At 66.6% G+C, this 22,380-nt stretch carries 18 protein-coding genes and 1 tRNA gene; 12 read left to right on the top strand and 7 right to left on the bottom strand.

Translation table 11 applies throughout. The features are described from left to right. Positions 1–30: 30 nt before the first annotated feature. The 3 genes from ACHFFA_RS09500 to ACHFFA_RS09490 form a co-directional block, all read right to left on the bottom strand. A complete protein-coding gene (locus ACHFFA_RS09500) occupies positions 31–1,860 on the bottom strand; it encodes a gamma-glutamyltransferase family protein (protein ID WP_394270612.1) in 1,830 nt (609 codons plus the stop codon). Positions 1,861–1,963: 103 nt separating this feature from the next. Further along, entirely contained in the window at positions 1,964–3,034 is a 1,071-nt protein-coding gene (locus tag ACHFFA_RS09495) for an acyl-CoA dehydrogenase family protein (protein ID WP_394270611.1), read from the bottom strand. A gap of 14 nt (positions 3,035–3,048) precedes the next feature. Beyond that, positions 3,049–4,260: an acyl-CoA dehydrogenase family protein gene (locus ACHFFA_RS09490; protein WP_394270610.1), complete on the bottom strand. Its 1,212-nt coding sequence runs from the start codon at positions 4,258–4,260 to the stop codon at positions 3,049–3,051. A gap of 151 nt (positions 4,261–4,411) precedes the next feature. Here ACHFFA_RS09490 and ACHFFA_RS09485 point away from each other — a divergent pair, with 151 nt between their 5' ends. Then, the gene (locus ACHFFA_RS09485) at positions 4,412–5,305 is read left to right on the top strand and encodes an HpcH/HpaI aldolase/citrate lyase family protein (protein WP_394270609.1); all 894 of its coding nucleotides are present in this window, start codon (positions 4,412–4,414) and stop codon (positions 5,303–5,305) included. On the opposite strand, the gene ACHFFA_RS09480 is transcribed toward ACHFFA_RS09485, so the two are convergent. Together ACHFFA_RS09480 and ACHFFA_RS09475 are read right to left on the bottom strand one after the other, a co-directional pair. Beyond that, on the bottom strand, positions 5,302–6,033 hold the full coding sequence (locus ACHFFA_RS09480; protein ID WP_394270608.1) for a 3'(2'),5'-bisphosphate nucleotidase CysQ: 732 nt from the start codon (positions 6,031–6,033) through the stop codon (positions 5,302–5,304). The genes ACHFFA_RS09485 and ACHFFA_RS09480 overlap by 4 nt on opposite strands. A 38-nt stretch (positions 6,034–6,071) precedes the next feature. Beyond that, positions 6,072–7,367 carry a sugar MFS transporter gene (locus ACHFFA_RS09475; RefSeq protein ID WP_394270607.1) on the bottom strand — a complete coding sequence of 432 codons (1,296 nt, stop codon included), beginning with the start codon at positions 7,365–7,367 and terminating at the stop codon, positions 6,072–6,074. A gap of 179 nt (positions 7,368–7,546) precedes the next feature. Between ACHFFA_RS09475 and ACHFFA_RS09470 the strand changes: the two genes are divergently transcribed. Together ACHFFA_RS09470 and ACHFFA_RS09465 are read left to right on the top strand one after the other, a co-directional pair. After that, complete coding sequence (locus ACHFFA_RS09470; RefSeq protein WP_394270606.1) at positions 7,547–8,137, top strand: flavin reductase family protein; 591 nt, start codon at positions 7,547–7,549, stop codon at positions 8,135–8,137. A gap of 126 nt (positions 8,138–8,263) precedes the next feature. Continuing rightward, complete coding sequence (locus tag ACHFFA_RS09465; RefSeq protein ID WP_394270605.1) at positions 8,264–9,406, top strand: acyl-CoA dehydrogenase family protein; 1,143 nt, start codon at positions 8,264–8,266, stop codon at positions 9,404–9,406. Positions 9,407–9,448: 42 nt separating this feature from the next. Here ACHFFA_RS09465 and ACHFFA_RS09460 read toward each other — a convergent pair whose 3' ends face one another. Both ACHFFA_RS09460 and ACHFFA_RS09455 read right to left on the bottom strand, forming a co-directional pair. Next, entirely contained in the window at positions 9,449–12,157 is a 2,709-nt protein-coding gene (locus ACHFFA_RS09460) for a TonB-dependent receptor domain-containing protein (protein ID WP_394270604.1), read from the bottom strand. A gap of 90 nt (positions 12,158–12,247) precedes the next feature. Then, entirely contained in the window at positions 12,248–13,819 is a 1,572-nt protein-coding gene (locus tag ACHFFA_RS09455; RefSeq protein ID WP_394270603.1) for a hypothetical protein, read from the bottom strand. A 302-nt stretch (positions 13,820–14,121) separates the two neighbouring features. On the opposite strand from ACHFFA_RS09455, the gene ACHFFA_RS09450 reads away from it, so the two are divergent. The 9 genes from ACHFFA_RS09450 to ACHFFA_RS09410 all read left to right on the top strand — a co-directional run bounded on the left by ACHFFA_RS09450 (position 14,122) and on the right by ACHFFA_RS09410 (position 22,187). Next, positions 14,122–14,799 carry a lytic transglycosylase domain-containing protein gene (locus tag ACHFFA_RS09450; RefSeq protein WP_394270602.1) on the top strand — a complete coding sequence of 226 codons (678 nt, stop codon included), beginning with the start codon at positions 14,122–14,124 and terminating at the stop codon, positions 14,797–14,799. Between the two features lie 18 nt (positions 14,800–14,817). Continuing rightward, a complete protein-coding gene (locus ACHFFA_RS09445; protein WP_394270601.1) occupies positions 14,818–15,117 on the top strand; it encodes a TrbC/VirB2 family protein in 300 nt (99 codons plus the stop codon). Positions 15,118–15,121: 4 nt separating this feature from the next. Then, entirely contained in the window at positions 15,122–15,406 is a 285-nt protein-coding gene (locus tag ACHFFA_RS09440; protein ID WP_394270600.1) for a type IV secretion system protein VirB3, read from the top strand. Positions 15,407–15,426: 20 nt separating this feature from the next. Further along, positions 15,427–17,853, top strand: coding sequence for a VirB4 family type IV secretion/conjugal transfer ATPase (locus tag ACHFFA_RS09435; RefSeq protein WP_394270599.1), 2,427 nt, complete (start codon positions 15,427–15,429; stop codon positions 17,851–17,853). Then, positions 17,850–19,043, top strand: a complete 1,194-nt coding sequence (locus ACHFFA_RS09430) for a type IV secretion system protein (protein ID WP_394270598.1) — start codon at positions 17,850–17,852, stop codon at positions 19,041–19,043. The genes ACHFFA_RS09435 and ACHFFA_RS09430 overlap by 4 nt, the downstream gene beginning before the upstream one ends. Next, entirely contained in the window at positions 19,040–19,831 is a 792-nt protein-coding gene (locus ACHFFA_RS09425; RefSeq protein WP_394270597.1) for a TrbG/VirB9 family P-type conjugative transfer protein, read from the top strand. Before ACHFFA_RS09430 ends, ACHFFA_RS09425 begins: the two co-directional genes overlap by 4 nt. Positions 19,832–19,842: 11 nt before the next feature. Beyond that, complete coding sequence (locus ACHFFA_RS09420; RefSeq protein ID WP_394270596.1) at positions 19,843–20,997, top strand: TrbI/VirB10 family protein; 1,155 nt, start codon at positions 19,843–19,845, stop codon at positions 20,995–20,997. 52 nt (positions 20,998–21,049) lie between these two features. Continuing rightward, a complete protein-coding gene (gene virB11, locus ACHFFA_RS09415; RefSeq protein WP_394270595.1) occupies positions 21,050–22,042 on the top strand; it encodes a P-type DNA transfer ATPase VirB11 in 993 nt (330 codons plus the stop codon). A 68-nt stretch (positions 22,043–22,110) separates the two neighbouring features. Continuing rightward, positions 22,111–22,187, top strand: a tRNA-Arg gene (locus ACHFFA_RS09410). Positions 22,188–22,380 lie beyond the last annotated feature (193 nt).

Below are 22,380 nucleotides of genomic sequence, written 5' to 3'. Positions count from 1 at the left end.
CGACATTGACCGGAAACCGGCCCCCGGCCGTCAATACCCGCTGGCTTGCCCGTCCTTGCGCATCTCGGTCGCGCCGACATAAACCCCGGTGACCGGATCGCGGGCGATCGCCTGATACCCGCCGAAGGGAATGCCGGTGTTCTCGACCTCGACCTTGTGGCCCATGGCGCGCAGCTTTTCGACCGTGGCGGCCGGAATGCCCGGTTCGACGAACAGCGTGCCAAGATCGTCGATGGCAGCGGTATCCGCAGGCGACCCCGCGAATGCGTCGGTGGGCTGACGTCCGCCATCGTGCATCAGCCGCGCGGCATCCCCGGCTTCCTGCAAATTCATGCCGTAGTCGACAAGGTTGATCAGCACCTGGACATGGCCCTGAGGCTGCATTCCGCCGCCCATCAAGCCGAAGCTCATCACCGGCTTGCCATCCTTGCGCACGAAGGCCGGGATGATGGTGTGAAAGGGCCGCTTGCCCGGTGCGTAGGCGTTGGGGTGGGCCGGATCGAGACTGAACAGCTCGCCCCGATCCTGCAGCATGAAGCCCAGCCCGTCGGGCACCAGCCCGCCGCCCATGCCGCGATAGTTCGACTGGATGAGGCTCACCATCATGCCGTTCCGGTCGGCGACCGTCAGATAGGTCGTGTCCCCCGGCCCCTCCAGCTTGAGCGCCTTGAGCGCGCCCGGCGCGAAGGCCGGCGTGGCCCGGGCCGGGTCGATGAGGGCAAAGCGCTGCTTGCCGTATTCCTCGCTCAGCAATTCTTCGGGAGCGGCGGTGAAGGCAGGATCGGCATAGAAGCGCGCAACATCCTCGAACGCCAGCCGCTTGGCTTCGGTGATGTAGTGGATCACCTCGGGCGATCCGCGATCCCATCTCGACAGGTCGACGTTCTTGAGAATGTTGACCATCTGAAGCGCTGCGAACCCTTGCGAGTTGGGCGGCAGTTCGCACAGGTCATAGCCCTTGCGATACTCCACGCAGGCCACATCGACCCATTCGCTGGTGTGGCTGGCGAAGTCCTCCAGCGCGAAGCGGCTGCCCTGACGGCGCAGGTAATCGACCATGGTGCGGGCGGTTTCGCCCCTGTAGAATTCGTCGCGCCCGTTTTGCCCGATCCGTTCCAGGGTGTCCGCAAGGTCGGGGTTGCGGAAGATCGCGCCCGCCTGCGGGGCACCGCCGGCGAAATAGGTCGCACGGGCATTGCCGAAATCGAGCTCCCCCGCCGCCGCGACCCGTTCGTAATTGCGCAGGGCGCGCTGCATATACATCGCCACCACCGGCGCGACGGGATGTCCTTCGCGGGCATAGCGGATGGTGGGGGCGAGGATCTGCGCCATCGGCAGCGTGCCGTAACGCGCGTGCATGGCGAACCAGGCGTCGACCGTGCCCGGTACGGTCACGGGGAGGGGGCCCATGGCAGGAAGGGCAGTGGCGCCGGGCCGAAGCTTTTCCTTGAGCTGCGCCAGCGTCTGCCCACGCGGCGAACGGCCCGATCCGTTGATGCCTTGCAGCGTGCTGGTCCGGGGATCGTAGATGATGGCGAACAGATCGCCGCCGATGCCGTTCCCGGTCGGCTCCATCAGGCCCAGCGCCGCATTTGCGGCAATCGCGGCATCGACCGCGCTGCCGCCCGCCTGCATCACGTCGAGCGCGATCTGCGTCGCCAGGGGATGCGCGGTCGCCGCCATGGCGTGTGGGGCGATCACGGGACTGCGGCTCCACTGCGCGCCTACCGGCCGGGCGCCACGACCGATGCCCTCGGTGGCCGTCCCGGTGCCGGAGGCGAAAATGCCGCCCCCGCCGGCGGCCTGCTCGGCCGCTTCCGCATTATCCTGGGCGGCGGCCGGCATGGCAATCAGTGCCATAGAGGCAAGAAGCGGGGCAAGAAGGCGGGCAGGCGTCGTCATCGGTGGCTTCCGATCGGAAAGCGGCCCCGCGACCTCTGGCCGCGCAGACCGGTTGGGGGTTTCAGTAGCGGTGCAAGGCCGCGTGGCGCTCGGTCAGAAAGGCGCGGCTGCCGTAGCTTTGCTCGAGCACCCGGGCACGCTTGAGATAGAAGCCGACGTCGTATTCATCGGTCATCCCGATCCCGCCGTGGAGCTGGATGCCCTCGTTGGTGATCAGTCGCAACACGCGGTTGGCCTCCGCCTTGGCCAGGGTGGCAGCGGCGGGAATGCCGGCCCCGGCATCGAGCGCGACCAGCCCGCCTTCGACCGCCGATCGCATCATCGTCAGGTCGCCGTACAGGTCGGCCATCCGGTGCTGCAGCGCCTGAAAGGTCGCCAGCACCTGATTGAACTGAACCCGCTGCTTGAGGTAGGCGAGCGTCATATCGAAGACCTGCTGCGCCATGCCCAGCATCTCGGCGGCGATCAGCACCCGCGCCCGGTCGAGCACCTGATCGAGCAGGTCCGCCCCGCCGGCTTCGAGCTTCTCGGCCGGGGCGTTGGCAAACTGCATCTCGGCATGGCTGCGCTCGTCCACGAGGGTGCGGGCGGAAAGCGAAACGCCCTCGCCCGGTTCCACCAGATACAAACCGTCTGTCGCCGCGACGACGAACAGGGATGCGCCATGCGCCTCGTGGACGAAGTGCTTGGTGCCAGTCAGCCGGCCGCCCTCGGCACGCGCCGTAATGCCGGCGGGATCGTGCCGTGGCCCCTCGTCGATGGCGAAAGCGCCTGTCGCCTCTCCGCTGGCGAGGCGGGGGAGCCACCGCGCCTTCTGGGCATCGGTGCCGCCCAGCATGATTGCGGAGGCGGCCACCGTGCTTGCCACAAGCGGGCTTGCGGTCAGCGTCTTGCCCAGTTCCTCCACCACCAGCCCGGCGGACAGCCAGCCGAAGTCCGATCCGCCATGCTCTTCAGGAATGACGATTCCGGTCCAGCCCATTTGCGCCATCGTGGCATAGGCGGCCCCGTCATAGGCGCGCGGGTCACCGCTGGCGCGGACCTTGCGCCACGCGGACACCGGGCTTTCGTTGATCGCCCAGTCGCGCGCCATGTTGCGCAACATTTCCTGTTCTTCGTTCAGCAACGCCATGTGATCACGCGCCCCTATTGATGGTCGAGCATGCCGAGCACGCGCTTGGCGATGATGTTGTTCTGGATCTCGGTCGAGCCGCCGTAGATCGTGGTCGCCTTGCCGAAGAGCCACGCGCGGGTCGCATCGAGCTCGCTTTCGCTGAAGCCTTCGCCTTCCCAGCCAAGGGCTTGCGATCCCTTGATGTCGATCAGCAGTTCCGCCCGCTCCTGCCCGAGTTTGGTGCCGAGCTTTTTCAGGACCGAACTGATTTCCGATACCCCGCCCTGCGCCTTGCTCTCCTCGACCGCCCGCCGCGCGGTTAGGAGAAAGGCGGCCCAGCGCAGTTCGAAATCGGCAATCCGGTGGCGCATCACGGCATCCGCGATCCGGCCCTCGGCATCGGTTTCGAGGTAGCCTTTGGCGATATCGCTCAGCCGTTCGCCCATCAGCCGGGCCATGCTGCCGCCGCCCGAAAGGTTGGTGCGCTCGTGCTGCAACAGGCGCTTGCCGATGGTCCAGCCCTGGCCTTCCTCGCCCACGAGATTGCCCTTGGGCACCTTCACGTCGGTGAAGAAGGTCTCGCAGAACGGGCTCATCCCGCTGATCATCTTGATCGGGCGAACCTCGACCCCGGGGGCGTCCATGTCGATCAGAAGAAAGCTGATGCCGCGGTGCTTGTCGCTCTTGTCGGTGCGGACGATGGCAAAGCACTTGTCCGCCCATTGCCCGCCGCTGGTCCAGGTCTTCTGCCCGTTGACGAGATAATGATCGCCCTTGTCCTCGGCAAAGGTCTGGAGATTGGCGAGGTCGGAGCCTGCGTTGGGTTCGCTGTAGCCCTGGCACCAGCGCACCTCGCCGCGCACGATCGGCGGAATATGCTCGCGCTTCTGCTCCTCGCTGCCGTATTCGAGCAGGGTGGGGCCGAACATCATCACCCCCATGCCGCCGATCGGGTTCCAGGCCCCGGCGCGGGCCATCTCTTCGTTGAGGATGCGGGCCTGTTCGCGGGTGAGCCCGCCGCCGCCGTATTCCTTCGGCCAGGTCGGCGTGCCCCAGCCGCGTGCGCCCATCGCCTCGCGCCACTGGCGCATGGCCGGGGTTTCTTCCGCCGGCTCCTCTACACTCGACAGGGCGTTGCCCCGGCCCTTGAGCTCGGGGGCGAAATGATCGGCGAGGAACTGGCGGACCTCCTCGCGGAACGCATCGGTCTCGTTCTCGGCTTCGCGCGCCGGGCTGGTTGCCATCGCTCGTCTCTCCTTCTGGCCGGGCTGAACCGCGGCACTGTCGATTGCGTTTCCGCCTGTCACGCCGCCCGAGTCAAGAGCGCGATCTTGACGCTGCTGCCATTCCTGCGCAGTCCGCGGCATTCATTCCTGCACCCTGGGGACCATTGCCATGCCAGCCGACACCGAACGATCCCTGCCGCCGATGCGTTCGTGGCTGTTCGCGCCGGGCGACAGCGAACGCAAGATGACCAAGGCCGCCGAAAGCGAGGCGGATATCGTCCTGCTCGACCTCGAGGACGCGGTGACGGCCGAAAACAAGCCCGCTGCCCGGCAGCAGATCGCCGGCTTCCTGGGCGCGCAGGACGCCGCCGCAAGGGCGCGGCTGTGGGTGCGGATCAACCCGCTCGACGGCGATCAGGCGCTGGCCGATCTCGCCGCGATCATGCCGGGGGCGCCGGGCGGAATCATGCTGCCCAAGGCGCGCGGGCGCGAGGATGTAGAGCGGCTCGACGCCTATCTGAGCGCGCTCGAAGTGGCGAACGGCGGGGCGCCGGGCACCACCCCTGTCATCCCTCTGGTGACCGAAACCGCGGCTGCGATGTTCACCACCGGTAGTTACGCCGGGGCGCCGCGGCTGGCGGCGATGACATGGGGGGCGGAAGATCTCGCCGACAGTCTCGGCGCGCAGGCCAACACCGACGACAGCGGCGCCTATACCCACACCTTTGAATTGGCGCGCAGCCTGTGCCTGCTGGGCGCGGTCAGTGCCGAGGTCGCGCCGATCGAGACAATCCAGGCAGATTTCCGCGATCTCGAAGGGCTGGAGAAGCGCGCCCGGCAGGTACGGCGCCAGGGCTATCGCGGGATGCTGGCAATCCACCCGGCGCAGGTGCCGGTGATCAACGCCGCCTTCACCCCGAGCGAGGAGGAACTGGCCGAAGCGCGCGAGATCGTCGCCCTGTTCGACGCCAATCCGGGGGCCGGCACGTTGGGCTGGAAGGGCGGAATGCTCGACCGGCCGCACCTCTCCCGGGCCCGGCAGTTGCTGGCACTGGCGGGTTAGGACAGCGCCGCGACTTCGGCCAGCACGCGATCGGCCAATTCGGGGCGGCAGATCAGCAGGTCAGGCATGTAGACGTCAGCCTGATTGTAGATCAGCGGGCTGCCATCGATCCGGCTGGCATGAAGCCCATGAGCAAGCGCGACTGCGGCAGGGGCGGCGCTATCCCATTCGTACTGCCCGCCGGTGTGAAGGTAGATTTCCGCCTCTCCGCGGACCACCGCCATCGCCTTGGCCCCGGCGCTGCCCATGCCGACCAGTTCGGCACCAATCGCCTCTGCCACCGAAACCGCCTCTGCCGCAGGGCGGGTGCGGCTGACGACCATGCGCGGCTTGCCTGCCGCCGGGAGCAGGGGGGCTGGCGCATCGGTGCGTAGTACCGCGCCGAGGCCCGGCAGCGCCACCGCGCCGATTTCGGGCCGGCCGCCGATGCACAGGGCGACATGGACCGCCCAGTCGGTGCGCGCCTCGCCATATTCGCGGGTGCCGTCCACCGGATCGACGATCCAGACCCGCTCCTTCGCCAATCGCTCGCTCGTATCCTTGCTCTCCTCGCTCAGCAGGCCGTCATCAGGGCGCTGATGGCGCAGGGCATGGACCAGGAACTGGTTGGCCGTTTCATCGCCCGCCTTGCCCAGTGCCTTGCCATCGAACATCGCGCTCCCGCGCACAGTCAGGAGAATGTCGCCCGCCACCTTGGCAAGGTGGGCGGCCAGGTCGGCATCGGTCATGGGGCTGGAATTCCGGTAACTACGAGTGGGAAGGATGATCAGGCGGCGGGCCGGCGGGCATAGAAGCCATAGGCGAGGATGACGGCATAGCACAGCGCCGGCAGGATCAGCGCGGTGCGCAGGCTGCCGCTCGCATCGGCAAGCATCCCGGTCAAGAGCGGGATCACCGCCCCGCCGAAGATCGCGATGTTGATGATGCCTGATCCGTCCGCCGCCCGTGGCCCGAGTTTCTCGCAGGCGAGGCTGAAGATGGTCGGGAACATGATCGAGTTCATCAGCCCGATCGCCAGCAGGCTGTACCCGGCGACCTCGCCGGTGCTGTTGGTCGATATCAGCAGCAGCGTGATCGCGCCTGCCGCCACCCCGGCAAGGATCAACCCTGGACTGACGAGGCGCAGCAGCGCCGAGCCGATCAGCCGCCCGACCAGCGCCCCGCCCCAGTAATAGGCGATCATCTGCCCTGCGCTTTGTTCGGGCAGCGCCATGACGCTGTCCTGCATGAGGTAATTGACGATCAGCGAGCCGATCGCCACCTCCGCTCCGACGTAGAGAAAGATGCACAATGCCCCCCACCCGAACCTGGGGCGGCCCAGCAGTTGAAAGCCGCCGGTGAACGAGGATTGTTCGTGCCGCTCGCCCTTCAGCCGGTCGCGGAAGCTCCACACGACCGCCGCGATGATTGCGAGCGCAACGGCAAGGCCGAGGTAGGTCCTTACGATGGCGGCACTTTCGGCCGAGCGATAGGCATCGAGCGCCGGACCGGAAAGCTCCGCAGCGGTGACGGTGGCAAGGCTGCCGAGGATCAGCGTTGCGCCCACCAGCGGAAAGACCGTAGTGCCGAGGCTGTTGAACGCCTGGGCAAAGGTCAGCCGGCTATGCACCGTCTTCTGCGGGCCGAGCAAGCTGATCAGCGGATTGGTCACCACCTGCACCACCACGACCCCGCTCGCGAGCACGAACAGCGCGAACAGGAACAGGCCATAGGTCGCCGTCTGGCTGGCGGGAATGAACAGCAGGCATCCTGCCATCATCGTCAGAAGCCCGACGACCGCACCGCGCATGTAGCCGATCCGCTTGACCAGTTGCGCGCCCGGGATGCCGATGATCAGATAGGCGGTGAAGAAGCAGAACTGCACCAGCATCGCCTGCGTGTAGTTGAGCGTGAACAGCTCCTTCAGCTTCGGCAGGATGACATCGTTGAGCGAGGTGATCCCGCCGAAGATGAAGAACAGCGCGAAGACGAAGTATTGGAGGCCCGGCGCGTCGACCGCCGGGGCGTCGGCAGCCAGCGGATGGGGATCGGTGCTGCTCGCTACCTCTGGTGCCACTTGCATCGTCGTCCCACTCCCGTCTGGTCTTGTTTCCGCCAGCTTGCGGCCGCCGCCGGTGATCCCCAAGCCGAATACGAATGCAGGGCGCTGCGCAAGTCCCTTCCGCTGCCGGTGATGGTGCCGTCACGCGCGATGTGCGGCGCGGTTGCTGGCGCGCGCAAGGCGGAGTAGCGCACGGGCCGATGTTCGATTCCTCAGCCTTTCGCAGCGCCCTTGGCAGTTTCGTCACCGGAGTGACGATCGTGACGGTGCGCAATCCGGCAGGCGAGCCGATGGGGCTCACCGCCAACAGCTTCAATTCGGTCAGCCTCGATCCGCCGATGGTGCTGTGGAGCCTGTCCCTTCGCTCGCGTTCGCTGGCTGATTTCCGCGTGGCGGACAGCTGGGCCGTGCACGTGCTGGCGGCCGATCAGCAGGAGATGTCCGACCGCTTCGCCTCGCCCGACATCGATCGCTTTTCCGGGCTCGAGGTGCGGGACGGACCCGAGGGCGCCCCGCTCATCGAAGGGTGCGCGGCGCGGTTCGGGTGCCGGGCACGGTTCGAATACGAAGGCGGCGATCACGCGATCTTCCTTGGCGAGGTAATCGACTTCCATCGCCGCGAGACCGAACCGCTGATCTATCACGCGGGTCGCTATGGCCGGGTGATGGGGGAAGCGGGGCGCGGCGATCTGGAACGGTTCGGCTATGCCGAGCGGGCGGGGGACGGCCTGCGGCTGACGGAGCGCGGATTGCAGATGCTCGACGCGCTGAAGGCCGTCTCGCAGCCCTAGACGAACGGCGGAGCGGCCGATACCCATCCCTGCCCAGCTGCACTTAACGACCGCATCATGACCGAAGCCGACGCCCTCATCCGCCAGCGCCGCCTTGCCGGCCTGCTCGCCTAGAAGGACCCGCACATGCTCGATACCTCGCGCCGTACTGCCTACAATGCCGCTCACGCCGCTTTCCGGGATACCGTGCGGCGGGTGTTCGCCGAACACATGACCCCGCATCTCGACCGGCACGAGGCAGAAGGCATCGTCGGCCGCGAGGCGTGGCTGGCGCTGGGCGAAGCGGGGATGCTGTGCCCCACCGTCAGCGAGGAATACGGCGGGCTCGGGCTTGACTTCGGGTTCAACTGCGTGGTGACCGAGGAACTGGCCTATCTCGGCTCGTCGGCCGGCTTCACCTTGCAGAACGACATCACGGTCAATTATTTCGAACGGCTCGGCACTGAAGAGCAGCGTCGCAAATACCTGCCCGGCATGGTCAGCGGCGAGATCATCACCGCCATCGCCATGACCGAGCCTGGCGCCGGGAGCGATCTGCAGGGCATTCGCTCCACTGCCGTCCTTGAAGGGGACGAATGGGTCGTCAACGGATCGAAGACCTACATCACCAACGGGCAAAACGCCGACTGCGTGATCGTCGTCGCCAAGACCGATCCCAGCCAGGGCGCAAAGGGCACTTCACTCATCCTCGTCGACGCCGGTACCCCGGGGTTCGAGCGCGGGCGCAATCTCGACAAGATCGGGCAGCATTCGGCAGATACGTCCGAATTGTTCTTCAATGATTGCCGGGTGCCGCGGGGCAATTTGCTGGGCGGGGAAGGCCGCGGCTTCATCCATCTGATGGAAGAACTGCCGCAGGAACGCCTGTCGATCGCCGTCAGCGCGCAGGCGGGGGCGCAGCGCGCGTTCGACGAGGCGGTCCGTTTCGTCAAGGAACGCACCGCCTTCGGCAAGGCGGTGATCGAGTTCCAGAATACCAAGTTCGTCCTCGCCGATCTCAAGGCCAGGCTGCAGGTTGGTTGGGCGCATCTCGACTGGGCGATCACCCGGCACCTCGCCGGCGAACTCTATACCGACGAGGCAAGCGCGGCCAAGCTGTGGCATACCGATCTGCAATGGGAATGCTGCGACAAGGCGCTGCAGCTGCATGGCGGGGCGGGCTACATGAACGAATACCCGATTGCGCGGCTGTGGCGCGACGCGCGGGTCCAGCGCATCTATGGCGGGACGAACGAGATCATGAAGGAGGTCGTCGGCCGCTCCCTCTGATGGCCGCCGCTCGCCCCCCCCTTTGCCTGTCCGTCGAGCCGCTCAGAACTTCAGCGCGGCACCCAGGCTGAATTGCCGGCCCACCTCGTAGGAATTGATTTCGATCCGCCGGGTGCCGTTGGTCTGATACTCCTCGTTATCGCGCCCGGTCAGGTTGCGCGCCTCGAAGGTCAGCTCGATCTCCTTGCCCATCACCGGGATCGCCTGCCGGGCGACAAGATCGATGGTCAGCCCCGGGTCCTCGATGATGTCGGGGAGCGGCCCAGCCCCGCGGCTGGAAACGCGATTGCTGGCATAATTGACCAGCAACGTGACCTGGCTCAACCGGTCCATATTCTCGAGCGAAAGCTGGAAATTGGCGAGGTGATCGCTTTGTCCCGTCAGCGGTGCGCCGTCGTTGAACAGATCGGTCGCAGGCTGGGCGGGCGCGCCGACGATTGGGGCGACATCGCTTTCGCCGACCTTCACGCTCGACTGGGTATAGGTGTAATTGGCGATCGCCAGCAGCCGCTTGTTGGCGAACCAGTCGCCCAGACCCATCAGATCGTGACCGTACTGCAGTTCGAATTCCGCACCATACAGTTCGGCCTTGGGCGCGTTGGCGAAGCTGCTCACCTGTTCGTTGTCCGAAAAGCTCGAGAACACCTCGATCGGTCGGTCGATAGTCTTGTAGAAGCCGGCGATGCTCGCCCGGCTTTCCCGGTCGATGTAGTATTCCAGCCGCACCTCGGCGTTGAACAGTTCGCTATCCAGCAGGAACGGGTTGCCGTTGTAGCGGCGGTTGTTCTCGGGATCGAAATAGGTCTGGAAAATCAGTTCGCGAAATTGCGGCCGGGCGATGGTTTTGGAAGCGGCCAGGCGCGCCTGGAGGTTGTCGCCGAATTCATAGGTAAGCGTGGCGGACGGAAGGACATACTCGTTCTCGAGGAAGGTCGAACTGGTCGAGCCGATCGGATCGGCAAAGACCTCGATCGGGGTGATCGCCTGCTCGGCCGTTTCGTAGCGCACCCCGACGTCAATCGACAAAGCATCGAAAGGTGCCAGCACCACCTTGCCATAGCCGGCATGGATGGTGAGATCGGCCGCGAAGGCCGGGTCCGACTGGGTCGTCTCGAAGATCGTATAGGCGAAGGGGCCGATGCCGGCCGCCGCCTGCGCATCAGGATCGAAGCCCAGCGCCAGCAGACTGCCGCCGAACAGGCGATCGGGGCGCAGAGCCCCGAAAGCGTCGGGAAAGCCGGTGGATGCGCGAATATCGAACTCGCGGCGGCTCGATCGGCGGCTGGTGTCGGTATAGGCATAGCCCACGGTCGCTGTCAGCCAATCGGCAAGCGGATAGCTTGCGTCGATTCCGCCGTAATAGAGGTTTTCTTCAAGCTCGGAGAAGGCCACGGTGGCCCCGCCGCGCTGGGGGTCGAGCGTGTTGAGATACCGGTCGCCCAGCGGATCGTTGGGATTGTTGGTGCGGGTATAGCGAAACCGCCACTCGAACGGGGCCTCGCGCCGGGTCTGGGCGTATCCTGCACGCAAGTCGAGCGCGAGTTCGCCGAAGCGCAGTTCGGCCACGCCCTGGGTGTTGAACAGCTGGCGCTCGAACCAGCCGGTTTCCTGCACCAGATCGCTGTCGTCGTTCTGGAAATCCTCGCCCTGCGACAGCGCTGCACGCTTCAGCGTGTCGTGAATGTAGAGGTTGGTAAACCGCAGCTTGTGCTGGCCAACCTCCAGGCCAAAACCGAGCAAGCCGTTGACCAGCATCCGGTTGTCGGTGACGAAATCGCGAAAATCGGTGTCGAGTTCGAGTTCGGCATTGGCCGCGCTCTGCGAAACGATATTGCGATTGCGCCAGCTGTTGCTCATCGAGGCGGTGGCAATCACGCCAAGCTGGCCGTCGCTGAACACGTCCATCGCTGTGCCGGCGGTGATCCCGGCCGACCAGTTGACCGGCAGATCGCCGATTTTCTGCAGCAGGATCAGGTTGGGATCGGAGAGATCGGCCAGGATCCCGCGGGTGTCGACCCCCTGATCGTTGATCCGCGCACCGCTGTCGAAAAAGCCCTGCAGCGCCGCGCGCGAGCCGATGTCGCGGCGGTTGTCGGCATAACCGGTCCAGTCGTAGTCGCCGCCGTAATAGGTCAGGCCCGAACTGAACGTCGTCTCCGTGTCCCCGCTCACCGAGCCGCTGACGGTGACGAAGCTCTTCGTCGGGATGGCCCGCGTGGTGAGATTGATCACGCCGCCCCCGAACTCGCCGGGGAAGTTCGCGCTGTAGGTTTTCTGGACCAGGCTCGAGCTGATGACGCTGGTCGGAAAGATGTCGAGTGGGACCACGCGGCTCAATGGCTGGGGCGAGGGGAGGGGCAGGCCATTGAGGAGTGCCAGCGAATAGCGGTCGCCCAGCCCGCGCACGTAGACAAGCCCGTTGCCCGCCGTCGAAAGCCCCGTCACGCGGGTGAGCGCACCGGCGATGTCGCCTTCCCCCGTCCGCGCGATGCTCTCGGTATCGAGCAGGGACACCACCTGGCTGGAAGAGCGGACGGGATCCCTCGAGCGACGGCCGGAAACGACGATCGTGCCCCCGGGAACGGATACGTCGGGTTCCTCGCTCGCCTCGCCCTGCGACGGATCGCCGAGAACGACGCCGCTCTCGATCGGGGCGGTCTCGTCTGCGGCCCGTTGTGCATGGGCCAGACCGGGAAGGGTCAGCGCAGTGGTGACGAGAAGCAATGACGAAAGGCGCTGGCCCTTGTGCATGGTGAACCCCTTGATGGTCGGTATGGGTAATCTGAAAAATGGCGGGGGCGCCGCGGCAGACGGCAGCCCCCAGCCGTGCGCAAGCCGCGATCAGCTCGAGTAGACGGGCAGACGCGCACAATCGGTGACGGCGCTGTCGAACACCACGGTGGCGGAGTTGCAGGTCCACCCCGTGACCCATGCGGCGTTGCTGTCGTACACCGCGCCGATCCGTTCGGGCCGGTCGAAGAACGCGCCCCACTGGCTCGCGTCGTAGATCGGCACGCCGTTCTCGTTTGACCCGTTGCGAAACAGGCCCTGAAGCGTGGCGACGAAGGTCGAGCGGTTGTTGGTGCCGGCATCGAACACCGCCCTCACGTCGGCCGCGGTTGCACCCGAACCGTCGCGGAAGGGGTTGGCGCAGGCCAGCGCCACGCTGTCGAAGGCGACCGGCCCGGCTTCGTCGGGGCCCGAGGTCCGGGTCAGCTCTTCCTGTCCGTCGACCCGCAGGCAGGCGGTGCCCTGGGCCGAGACGATCACCGTGTTGGCAAGCGCATAATCCGCAAAGCCGCGGATGCGCACGACCTGGTCGATCGCGTTCTGGTGGACGAAGGTGGCGTTCGAAATGCGGGTGTTCTGGCGCGGGGTCGAATCGTTGAAGGCGTTGTCGGAATCGGCCTCGATGATCGTGTCGCCCGCACCGGGGCGCTGGATCGCGATGACATATTGCATGTTCGCCTTCACGCCGGTGTCGGTATCGAGGCTGTCGTCCTCGGCCCCCACCACGATAAGGTTCTTGACGTTGACCCGGCCGCCGAAGAATTCGACGCCATCGTCCGAGCTGTTGTAGCTCATGATGTGATTGAGGACGGTGCCCGAACCGATGCCGCCGGTGGTGAGCGACTGAAGCTCGCTGTCGCCCGACAGGACGAAGCCCGAATAGCGGATCTGGACATAGCTCATGCTGCCCGAACTGTCGGTCGGCGTGGCGCCGCCGAACAGCGCGGGATCGGCCACGCCCTCGACCTGGCGCTGGCAGTTGACCGTGCCCGGCGCGGCGTTGGCGGCGATGCAGTCGGTCACCGGGGCGCGCCCCGAAAGGACGACACCGCCCCACTGGCCGGACGATGACTGGCCGTTGAGCCCCTGCACGTTGTCGCGGCTGGTGAAGATGATCGGGCGCTGGGCGGTGCCGTTGGCACGGATGGTGTTACCGCGATTGACGTTGAGGAAGCTCGCCCCGCTGGCGAACAGGATCACGCCGGGCGCAATCGTCAGCTGGACATTGGTGTCGGACAGGCCATCGGCATCGCTTGGGCTGGGTCCGCCATCGGTGCCGACATCGACTCGCCCGTTCAGACGGTAGAGGACGCCCGGCAGGTAGGGCAGGGTCGTGCTGGCGTTGAACCGGGCGGGCAGGGTGCAAACGCGGTATTCCCCGGTCGGTCCGGAGATCGTCCCGCTGTCGGCAAGGCCCTGGGGGTCCGCAATGGTCGGGCAACCGGCGGCCGGGGTCACGAGCGCGCCGGTCGGCGGGGTGGTGGGGGTGCCGGTGGGGGGCGTGGTCGGATTGTTTATGATGATGTCACCGCCAGTCCCGGGCGAGACGATCTCGTCGCCACCGCAGCTGGCGAGCGCCAGTGCCGAGCATCCGAGTGCGAGCGAACGAATGGTATTGGTCACGCAGGTGGTCCCCTCAATGGTCCGGTGAGATGGTGCGAGTCTGATGTCGCGACTCGTCCGCTAGACCACGCGTGTGACAGTTTTTGCCGCTTCGTTACGGCTATGTTTCAGACGGCCTTCGCAACTGGCCTCGGGCGGGCGCATCCACGGTAAGGACGTGACCGGGCTTGGCAGTCGATGCGACTTTTGCGGGGACTCGTGCGCCATCTGCGCTGGCTGACGGGAACGGGAACAGGGTTAATATTCCTGTCACGCGGGTGTCATGTAGAAGGGCCACTCGGGATCCCATGGAGGGTAGTTTGATGATTCGCGCACGCGGTGCGCTGGCCGTTGCCATGAGCTGCTGTGCGTTCGTGGCATCACCGGCCAACGCCGACGTGATGGAAATCGGGGCCGACGGCGCTCGCTGGATTGCGGGCGGCGATGCGGTGGCTGAAACCGGCATCGTTCCCCCTGTCGAGGAGGCTGCCGACTGGCAGCTGCTCGCTGGAGCAGAGCCTGAGCCGGCTGCAGGCGCCGACTTTCCGGCCGAGCTTTCCGTGCCCGAACATATCGTTGCGCGGACTGCAGATCATTCGCAGATCGTTCCCGAAGCCTATCGGCGCAAGGTTGCCGAGCTGGCGGCGCGGTTCGATCTTAGCCCCTCGCTGATCGAGGCGATGGTCTGGCAGGAAAGCCGCTGGCGCGCCGATGCGGTTTCGCCGGTTGGCGCGCGGGGGCTGGCGCAGCTGATGCCCGGTACCGCACGCGAACTGGGCGTCGACCCACGCGATCCCTTCGCCAACCTGGAGGGCGGGGCACGGTATCTGCGTGCCCAGCTCGACCGGTTCGACGGAGACGTCGAAAAGGCGCTCGCCGCTTACAATGCTGGCCCCGGGCGGGTGATCCGGGCGGGCGGCATCCCGCGCATTCGCGAAACCCAGCTGTATGTCGCCTCGATCATGGGCCGTCTGTCCGATCCTGCGCGGCCCGCCAACTGATACGAACGGAGTACCTGAGTGAAGTCGACTTTTTCGCTTGCGGGCGCGCTGGCGCTGATGGCCATGCCGAATGCCGCGCTTGCCCAGGGGCAGGATCCGGCGGGCTCGGGCCCGATCGTCGCCGCGCTCGGCTGGCTGCAAGGCACTTTGCTGGGCAATGTGGCGACGGCGGTTGCGGTGATGGCCGTGGCAGCGATCGGCTTCATGATGCTGACCGGGCGCCTCAACTGGCGTTTCGGTGCGACCGTCATCATCGGCGTCTTCATCCTTTTCGGCGCGGCGTCGATCGTCGCCGGCATCCAGGGCGCGGCGGCCTGACGCCATGACGGCTCTGGTCCGCCATCCCGTTCATCGTGCGCTGACCCGCCCGCAAATGTTCGCGGGCGTGACCCTGAATTATTTCGTCATCAACGGTGTGGTGACGACCGAAGTCTTCCTCATCACCGGCAGCTGGCTCGCCTTGCTGGCCGCCGGGGTGATGCACGGCGTCGGCTACTTCGCCTGCCTGCGCGAACCGCGCATCTTCGACTTGTGGCTGACCAAGGTTTCGAAGTGCCCGCGCGTCAAGAATTACAAGCGGTGGGGCTGCAACAGCTACGCCGCCTAGAGCGACCTGGAGGGTCGAGCATGAACAAATGGATCGGGGCCGCCTCGTGGAGCGCGAAGGAAGCGCGGGCGGGCGACCGCCTGCCTTATGCGCGTCTGGTGGACGAACACACCGTGCTGCTGCGCGACGGCTCGGTGATGACCGCGTTGCAGGTCCCTGGCCTGCTGTTCGAGACCGAGGACAGCGATGCGCTCAACGCCCATGCCGCGACCCGCGAGGTGATGCTGCGCTCGACGCTGGATGCGCGGTTTGTCATCTATCACCATGTCATCCGCCGCCGCGTCTCGGTCGAGCTTGACGCGCAGTTTCCCGATCCGGTCAGCCGCCACATCGATGCGCGATGGAAGGAGCGCCTCGGTTCGGGCCAGCTGTTCGTGAACGATCAGTTCATCACGCTGATCCGTCGTCCTGCACGCGGCAAGGCAGGCTTTGTCGAGCGGGTGGGCAAGACTGTCCGCCGCCAGCGGGCGGGAGAACGGATCGAGCCCGATCCGCGCGACCTGCGCAGCCTCCGCGCCGCGGCCACGGGGCTTGCTGCCTCGTTGCAGGCCTATGGGGCTGCGCTGCTCGGCGATTACGTCGGGCCGCAGGGCAATACCAACTCTGAGATACTCGAGCTGCTGTCGGCGCTCTACAACGGCGAGATGCGGCCCGTCCGGCGCCCGGCCGATGAGGTCGATCTTGGCCAGATGCTGCCCTATCGCAGGGTGTCCTTCGGGCTCGACGCGCTGGAGCAGAAGGGCTCCGGTGCGGCCGATTTCGCCGCCATCCTCGGCCTCAAGGATTATCCCGAGGCGACCAGCCCAGGCCTGCTCGACGGGCTGTTGCGGCTCCCGTTCGAGATGGTGGTCAGCGAAAGCTATGCCCCTGCCGAACGCCAGACCGCGCGCGAGCGGATGGACCTTGCGATCCGCCGCCTGAAGTCTGCGGATGAGGAAGCTGTGGCCGAGCGGGCCGACATGCTGTCGGCGCGCGATGCGCTGGGCAATGGCGCGGTCGGCTTCGGCGATCATCACCTCACCGTGATGGTCAAGGAACGTGATCTTGCGCGGCTCGACGATGCGGCCGCCGCCTGCGCCGCCGCGCTGGCCGATACCGGCGCCATCGCCGTGCGCGAGGACACCAACCTGGAGCCGGCGTTCTGGGGCCAGTTCCCCGGGAACGAAAGCTATCTGGTGCGCCGCGCCCTGATCTCCAGTGCCAATATGGCGAGCTTCGGCTCGCTCCACGGCTTCGCACTGGGGCAGGCGCAGGGCAATCACTGGGGCGACGCCGTCACCCTGCTCGAAACGACCAGCGCGACGCCGTTTTTCTTCAATTTCCATCACGGCGATCTGGGCAATTTCTCGGTCATCGGGCCGTCGGGTTCGGGCAAGACCGTGGTGATGAACTTCCTCGCCGCGCAGGCGCAAAAGTTCAGCCCGCGCACGATTTTGTTCGACAAGGATCGCGGAGCCGAACTGTTCGTGCGCGGCATCGGCGGGCGCTATGACAGTATCCGCGCCGGCGAGCCGACCGGCTTCAACCCGCTGACCTTGCCCGAAACAGCCACCAACAAGGCATTCCTGCGCGATTGGTTCGCGGTGCTGCTGAAGGCCGAAGGGCCGGAGGAGCTGGCGACCATCGCCGGCGCGGTCGATGCCGCCTATGCGAACGATCCGTCGCTGCGCCGGTTGCGGCATTTCCGCGAACTGCTGTCGGGCAGCCGCCGGCCGCAGCCGGGCGACCTTGCCGATCGCCTTTCCGCCTGGATCGGCGAAGGCGAGAACGCCTGGCTGTTCGACAATGCGCGGGACGAGCTCGACCTGTCCGCCCGCGTGCTCGGCTTCGACATGACCGCGCTGCTGGAAAACCCGCGGCTGCGCACGCCGACGATGATGTACCTCTTCCACCGGATCGAGGAGCGGCTGGACGGCAAGCCGACGATGATCCTCATCGACGAGGGGTGGAAGGCGCTCGACGACGAGGTGTTCGCCGCACGCATCCGCGACTGGCTCAAGACCCTGCGCAAACGCAACGCGCTGGTCGGGTTTGCCACGCAAAGCGCGCGCGATGCGCTGGAAAGCCGCATATCCACCGCGCTGGTGGAGCAGACGGCGACGATGGTCTTCATGCCCAACAGCCGCGCCCGGCGAGAGGATTATTGCGACGGCTTCGGCCTGACCGAGCATGAACTGGCGCTGATCCGCACGCTGCCTGCGCGCAGCCGGGCCTTCCTCGTAAGGCAGCCCGATGCCAGCGTCGTGGTGCGGCTGGACCTGTCCGGTGCGCCCGAGGTGCTAACTCTGCTGTCGGGCCGGGAAAGCTCGGTCCGGCGGCTCGATCTGCTGCGCGGCGCGCTGGGCGATGCCCCCGCCGACTGGTTCGCACCCCTGACCGGCGCGGCCTGGCCAGGCGGAGCGAACGACACCGATGAGCGGTTCGAACTGGGGATGGCGGCGGAATGAGCGCGACCGCCTGTCAGACCGCAGCCGCACAGGCCGGCAACGGCGTTGCCGCGGCCCTGCGCGGGGCCGACTGCATCGCGGGCGAGGCGTCGGCCGCCGCCTTCGGCCGCCTGTTCGCGCCCGGCGGCTCGCTCGGCACGGTGCTGACGCTGGTCCTCACGCTCTATATCGCGATCTTCGGCTTCATGCTGCTGACCGGACGCACCAATCTTGGCGTACGCAGCCTGGTGCCGCGGATGATGACGCTGGGCCTCGTGCTGACCTTCGCGACCAGCTGGCTCGCGTATCAAAGCGTCGTCTGGAACCTTGCGGCGGGCACCCCCGATTACCTTGCCGGCATCCTCACCGGCACACGCGGTTCGGCCACCGCGGTCTTCGCGCAGAAGATCGACGTGGTCTTTGCCGCAGTGCAGCAGGCGGGCGGCGGGAACACCGATGTCGATGCGCTGTCGCCCGAAGGGATGATGTGGCTGGGCGCGATGCTATTCATGCTCGGCACCATCGGTCTTCTGGTGACGACCAAGATTGCGCTCGGCGTGCTTATTGCGCTGGGTCCGATCTTCGTCGTCCTGGCGCTCTTCAACGGCACTCGCGGGCTGTTCGGCGGCTGGGTCAAGGGGCTTGTCCTGTGTGCTCTGGCACCGTTGTTCGCGGTCCTTGGCGGCAGCATCATGCTCGAGCTTGCAGTGCCGGTGCTGTCGGCACTCGTGGCGCAACCGGGGTTTGTGCCGGCCGAGGCCGGGATGGCCTTCTTCATGATCGGCGCGGTCCATGTCGCGCTGATGGCGCTGGTGCTGAAGGTTGCGAGCGCGATGGTGGCGGGCTGGACCGTGTTCGGGCTGGCGCCGTCCAAGGAAGAAAAGGCAGCGGCCGCGGCGCGGGCGGCAGTGCCGGTGCCCGCCCCTGCGGTATCCGCGGCGCAATTGGCGCAGGCCCAGGCGGCGACCCAGGCGAGCGCGCAAGCACGCCGCATCGACGTGTCGGCTCTGCCCATCGGGATGGCGGCGAACGATGGCGGCAGCTTTGCAGGGGCGGGGGCCGGGCGAACGACTCACGTCTATGCGACCAGCCATGCCGGCGCTTCGACGACGCCGCAGGGAACATCGCGCAGCCGGGTGCAGGGGATCGGCAGCCGCTTCAAGGCCGCGCCGCCGCGCGCGCTCAAAAGTTCGACGGAGAAAATGTCATGACCCGCGCGTTTGCACGCCCCCTTTCCCTCGCGACGGCGCCGCTGCTTCTTGCCGCGATCGCCGCTCCACAGCCCGCGCTGGCTGATGCCCGCCTGTCCCAGGTGATGTACGACGAGGGCAAGGTCTTTCGCCTCGAAGGGAAGCTCAATGTCCAGGCCAGCATCGTCTTCGGCAAGGACGAGGTGATCGAGAATGTCGCGATTGGCAATTCGCAGACCTGGCAGGTCACGCCGAACATGCGGGCGAACATCCTCTTCGTGAAACCGCTCGAAGCGCGGGCGACCACCAATCTCACCGTCGTGACGAACAAGCGGACCTATCTGTTCGATCTCGTCGCCAGCCCATCGGCGCGGCCGGTCTACGTCCTGCGGTTCGATTACCCTCCCGAAACCGAGACACTCGCCGATGCGCAGCTGGCTGCCAGCGATCCGGCGACGGCCAGTCCGTCGGCGCAGGTCGATCCGGGCGATCTCAACTTTGCCTGGAAGGGCGAGGGCGACAAGAAGCTGCTGCCCCGGCAGACCTTCGACGATGGCAACGCAACCTTCCTGACCTGGCCCGAGGGAACGGCGGTGCCGGCGATCCTCGTCACCAACCCCGATGGCGAGGAAGGCCCGGTCAATTTCTCCGTCCGCGACGATGTGATCGTGATCGAGGGCGTTCCGCGCACCATCGTTCTGCGGGCAGGCAAGAACAGCGCCACTCTCGTCAACAGCGGCCCCGAGCGGGAAGCCGGCTCCGTTTCTTCCGGCACTGCCGCCGCCCACGCTTCACGAAAGGCCGACTGATGCGCCTCGCCATGAAACTCCCCGAAAAGATCGGGTCCGCCGGCACGGTCGCCAATGATGTCGACCCGCGCGACGAGACCGCGGCCGAAGTGATCGATCTGGCGCAGCGCAATGCCTTCCCGGCCGTTGCCCGGCCCGGCGGCGGCAAGTCCGACGCGCTGGGAATGGTTGCAGGGGTCGCCATCGTCGCCGCGCTCGGCGCGGTAACCTTGTGGAGCATGAACTCCGCGCGCCTCGATCCGCAACCCGCCGGTATCGGGGGGCAGCAGGAGGCGGCCGGTCAGCCGGCGCAGTCGCAGCCGTTCGGGCTGGCCGAGGCGGTTCCGGTAGTGCCCGCCGACGAAATGGCCGGTGGCATGCCGGACGATGCGCAAGGGTTTGCCACCTATCCCGATCCCTCTCCCGCGCCGGTCCTGTCGAACATGCCCGCCGGCATGAACGAGCCCGCCGTCAATCGCTACAACAGCCCCACCGTGGTGTTCGATGCGGGCAGCGCCCGATCGGGCGCGGCGGGAACCGCTGCTGCACCCGCCGGCGATGCCGCCGCGAGCGGGAACGATGCGTCGGACTTCGCCAGCCGGGTGGGCGGCGTCGGCGGGGCACCTGCACGAGCGACGGCGATGACCAATCCTTCGACCACGGTGACGCAGGGCACCCTGATCCCCGCCGTGCTCGAAACCGCGATCGACACCAACGTGCCGGGCTTCGTGCGCGCGGTCGTCAGCCGCGATGTGCGCAGCTTCGATGGCAACCGTGTACTGGTGCCTCGGTCGAGCCGGCTGATCGGGCAGTACCAGTCGGGCATGCAGAACGGCCAGCGCCGGGCCTACGTCATCTGGACGCGCCTAATCCGTCCGGATGGGGCGTCAGTCAATCTCGGCTCGCCGGCGATCGGCTTCGACGGCACGACCGGGCTCGAGGGCAAGGTGTCGGGCGCCGGTTTCTTCAAGCGCTTCGGTTCCGCGATGCTGCTTTCGGTCGTGGGCGGCCTGGGCCAGATCGCATCGGGCGGGGCCGGCGGGGTGATCCTCAATGGCGCCGGCAGTTCCGCCGCCTCAAGCGCGGCCGAACAGGACGGCAAGCGCGGCCCCACGGTGCGCGTGCGGCAGGGCGAGCCGATCCGCATCTTCACGGCGCGCGACCTCGACTTCTCGACCGTAAGCTGAGCGGCACGATACCGGCATGATCGCGTCAGCCGCCCCTCTCATGTCCGGCGAGATGGACGAAGCCCCCCGGGTCGATCTTCCGGGCGAGCGGAGCGTCTACCTCGAGGCCTATCTTGAACCGTTCCGCGAATGGCTCGAGCGCGATACGGTGACCGAAATCCTCGTCAACGGGCCGGGCGAGGTCTGGGTGGAGGATGCCGCCACGGGCGGGGCAATGCAGCGCGTGATGCGCCCGGGCATCGACGATCGGCTTATCCAGCGGCTGGCCGAGCAGGTCGCCCGGGTCAGCCACCAGGGGATCAACCGCGAGCATCCCTTGCTCGGGGCGACGCTGCCCGACGGCGCGCGGATCCAGTTTTGCGGCCCTCCCGCCGCGCGGCGGCACTGGGCCATGGCAATCCGCCGCCACCGACGCCTCGATCTGCCGCTCGACGCCTACGATACCGGTCCGCTGGAAACCGGCATCGCCGCGCCGATGCCCGATCCGCAGGCCAGTCCCGTCGCCTATCTGCGCGAAGCGGTACGTCAGCGACGCACCATCCTCGTCTCGGGCGGCACCAGCACCGGCAAGACCACCTTCCTCAATGCCATGCTCGGCGAAATCCCGGTGCATGAGCGCGTGATTCTCGTCGAGGACACGCCCGAACTCAAACTGCCGGGCGCGAACGGAGTGGGTCTCGTCGCGGTCAAGGGCGAGCTGGGCGAAGCCAAGGTCACCGCGAACGAGCTGCTTCAGGCGGCCTTGCGGCTGCGCCCCGATCGCATCGTGCTGGGCGAATTGCGCGGGGCGGAAAGCGTCAGCTTTCTGCGCGCCATCAACACCGGCCATCCCGGCAGCTTCTCCACCATCCACGCCAACAGCCTGCGCGGCGCGCTCGAGCAATTGGCGCTGATGGTGATGCAGACCGGCATCGGCCTCACCCGCAGCGATACCATCGCCTATGCTGCAAGCGTCATCGACGTGGTGGTGCAACTGAAGCGCGATGCCGATGGCCGCCGCGGCATCGCCGCGATCGCCGACAGCGGCTCGTTGCTGCACCTGTAAGGGGCGACGCCCTTTCACGATCCGCGATTGGCGAAGGAGCGTCGCGGCTGTATGGCCCCAGCCGGCGCGCGCCCGTAGCTCATCTGGATAGAGCGCGAGACTTCTAATCTTGAGGCAGCAGGTTCGAGTCCTGCCGGGCGCGCCAGCCTGATGTGCGGTTGCATTTACGTTGAACCGTCGACGCAGATCGATGCACCGCATCACCTTCCTTCGCGCGGTCGATTGTTGGTTCAATCTTACCCTGCCTCCAGTAAACCTGAGGGGCTATCACCCTTGGACGTTCTCAACGGACCTTAGGCGCGGGCGGTGAAAAATGCTTCTTCGCCAGATGATGACAC

The sequence above is a fragment of the Qipengyuania sp. genome, assembly GCF_043423005.1.
GTDB lineage: Bacteria > Pseudomonadota > Alphaproteobacteria > Sphingomonadales > Sphingomonadaceae > Qipengyuania.
This window is presented reverse-complemented; position numbering and strand designations above follow the sequence as displayed.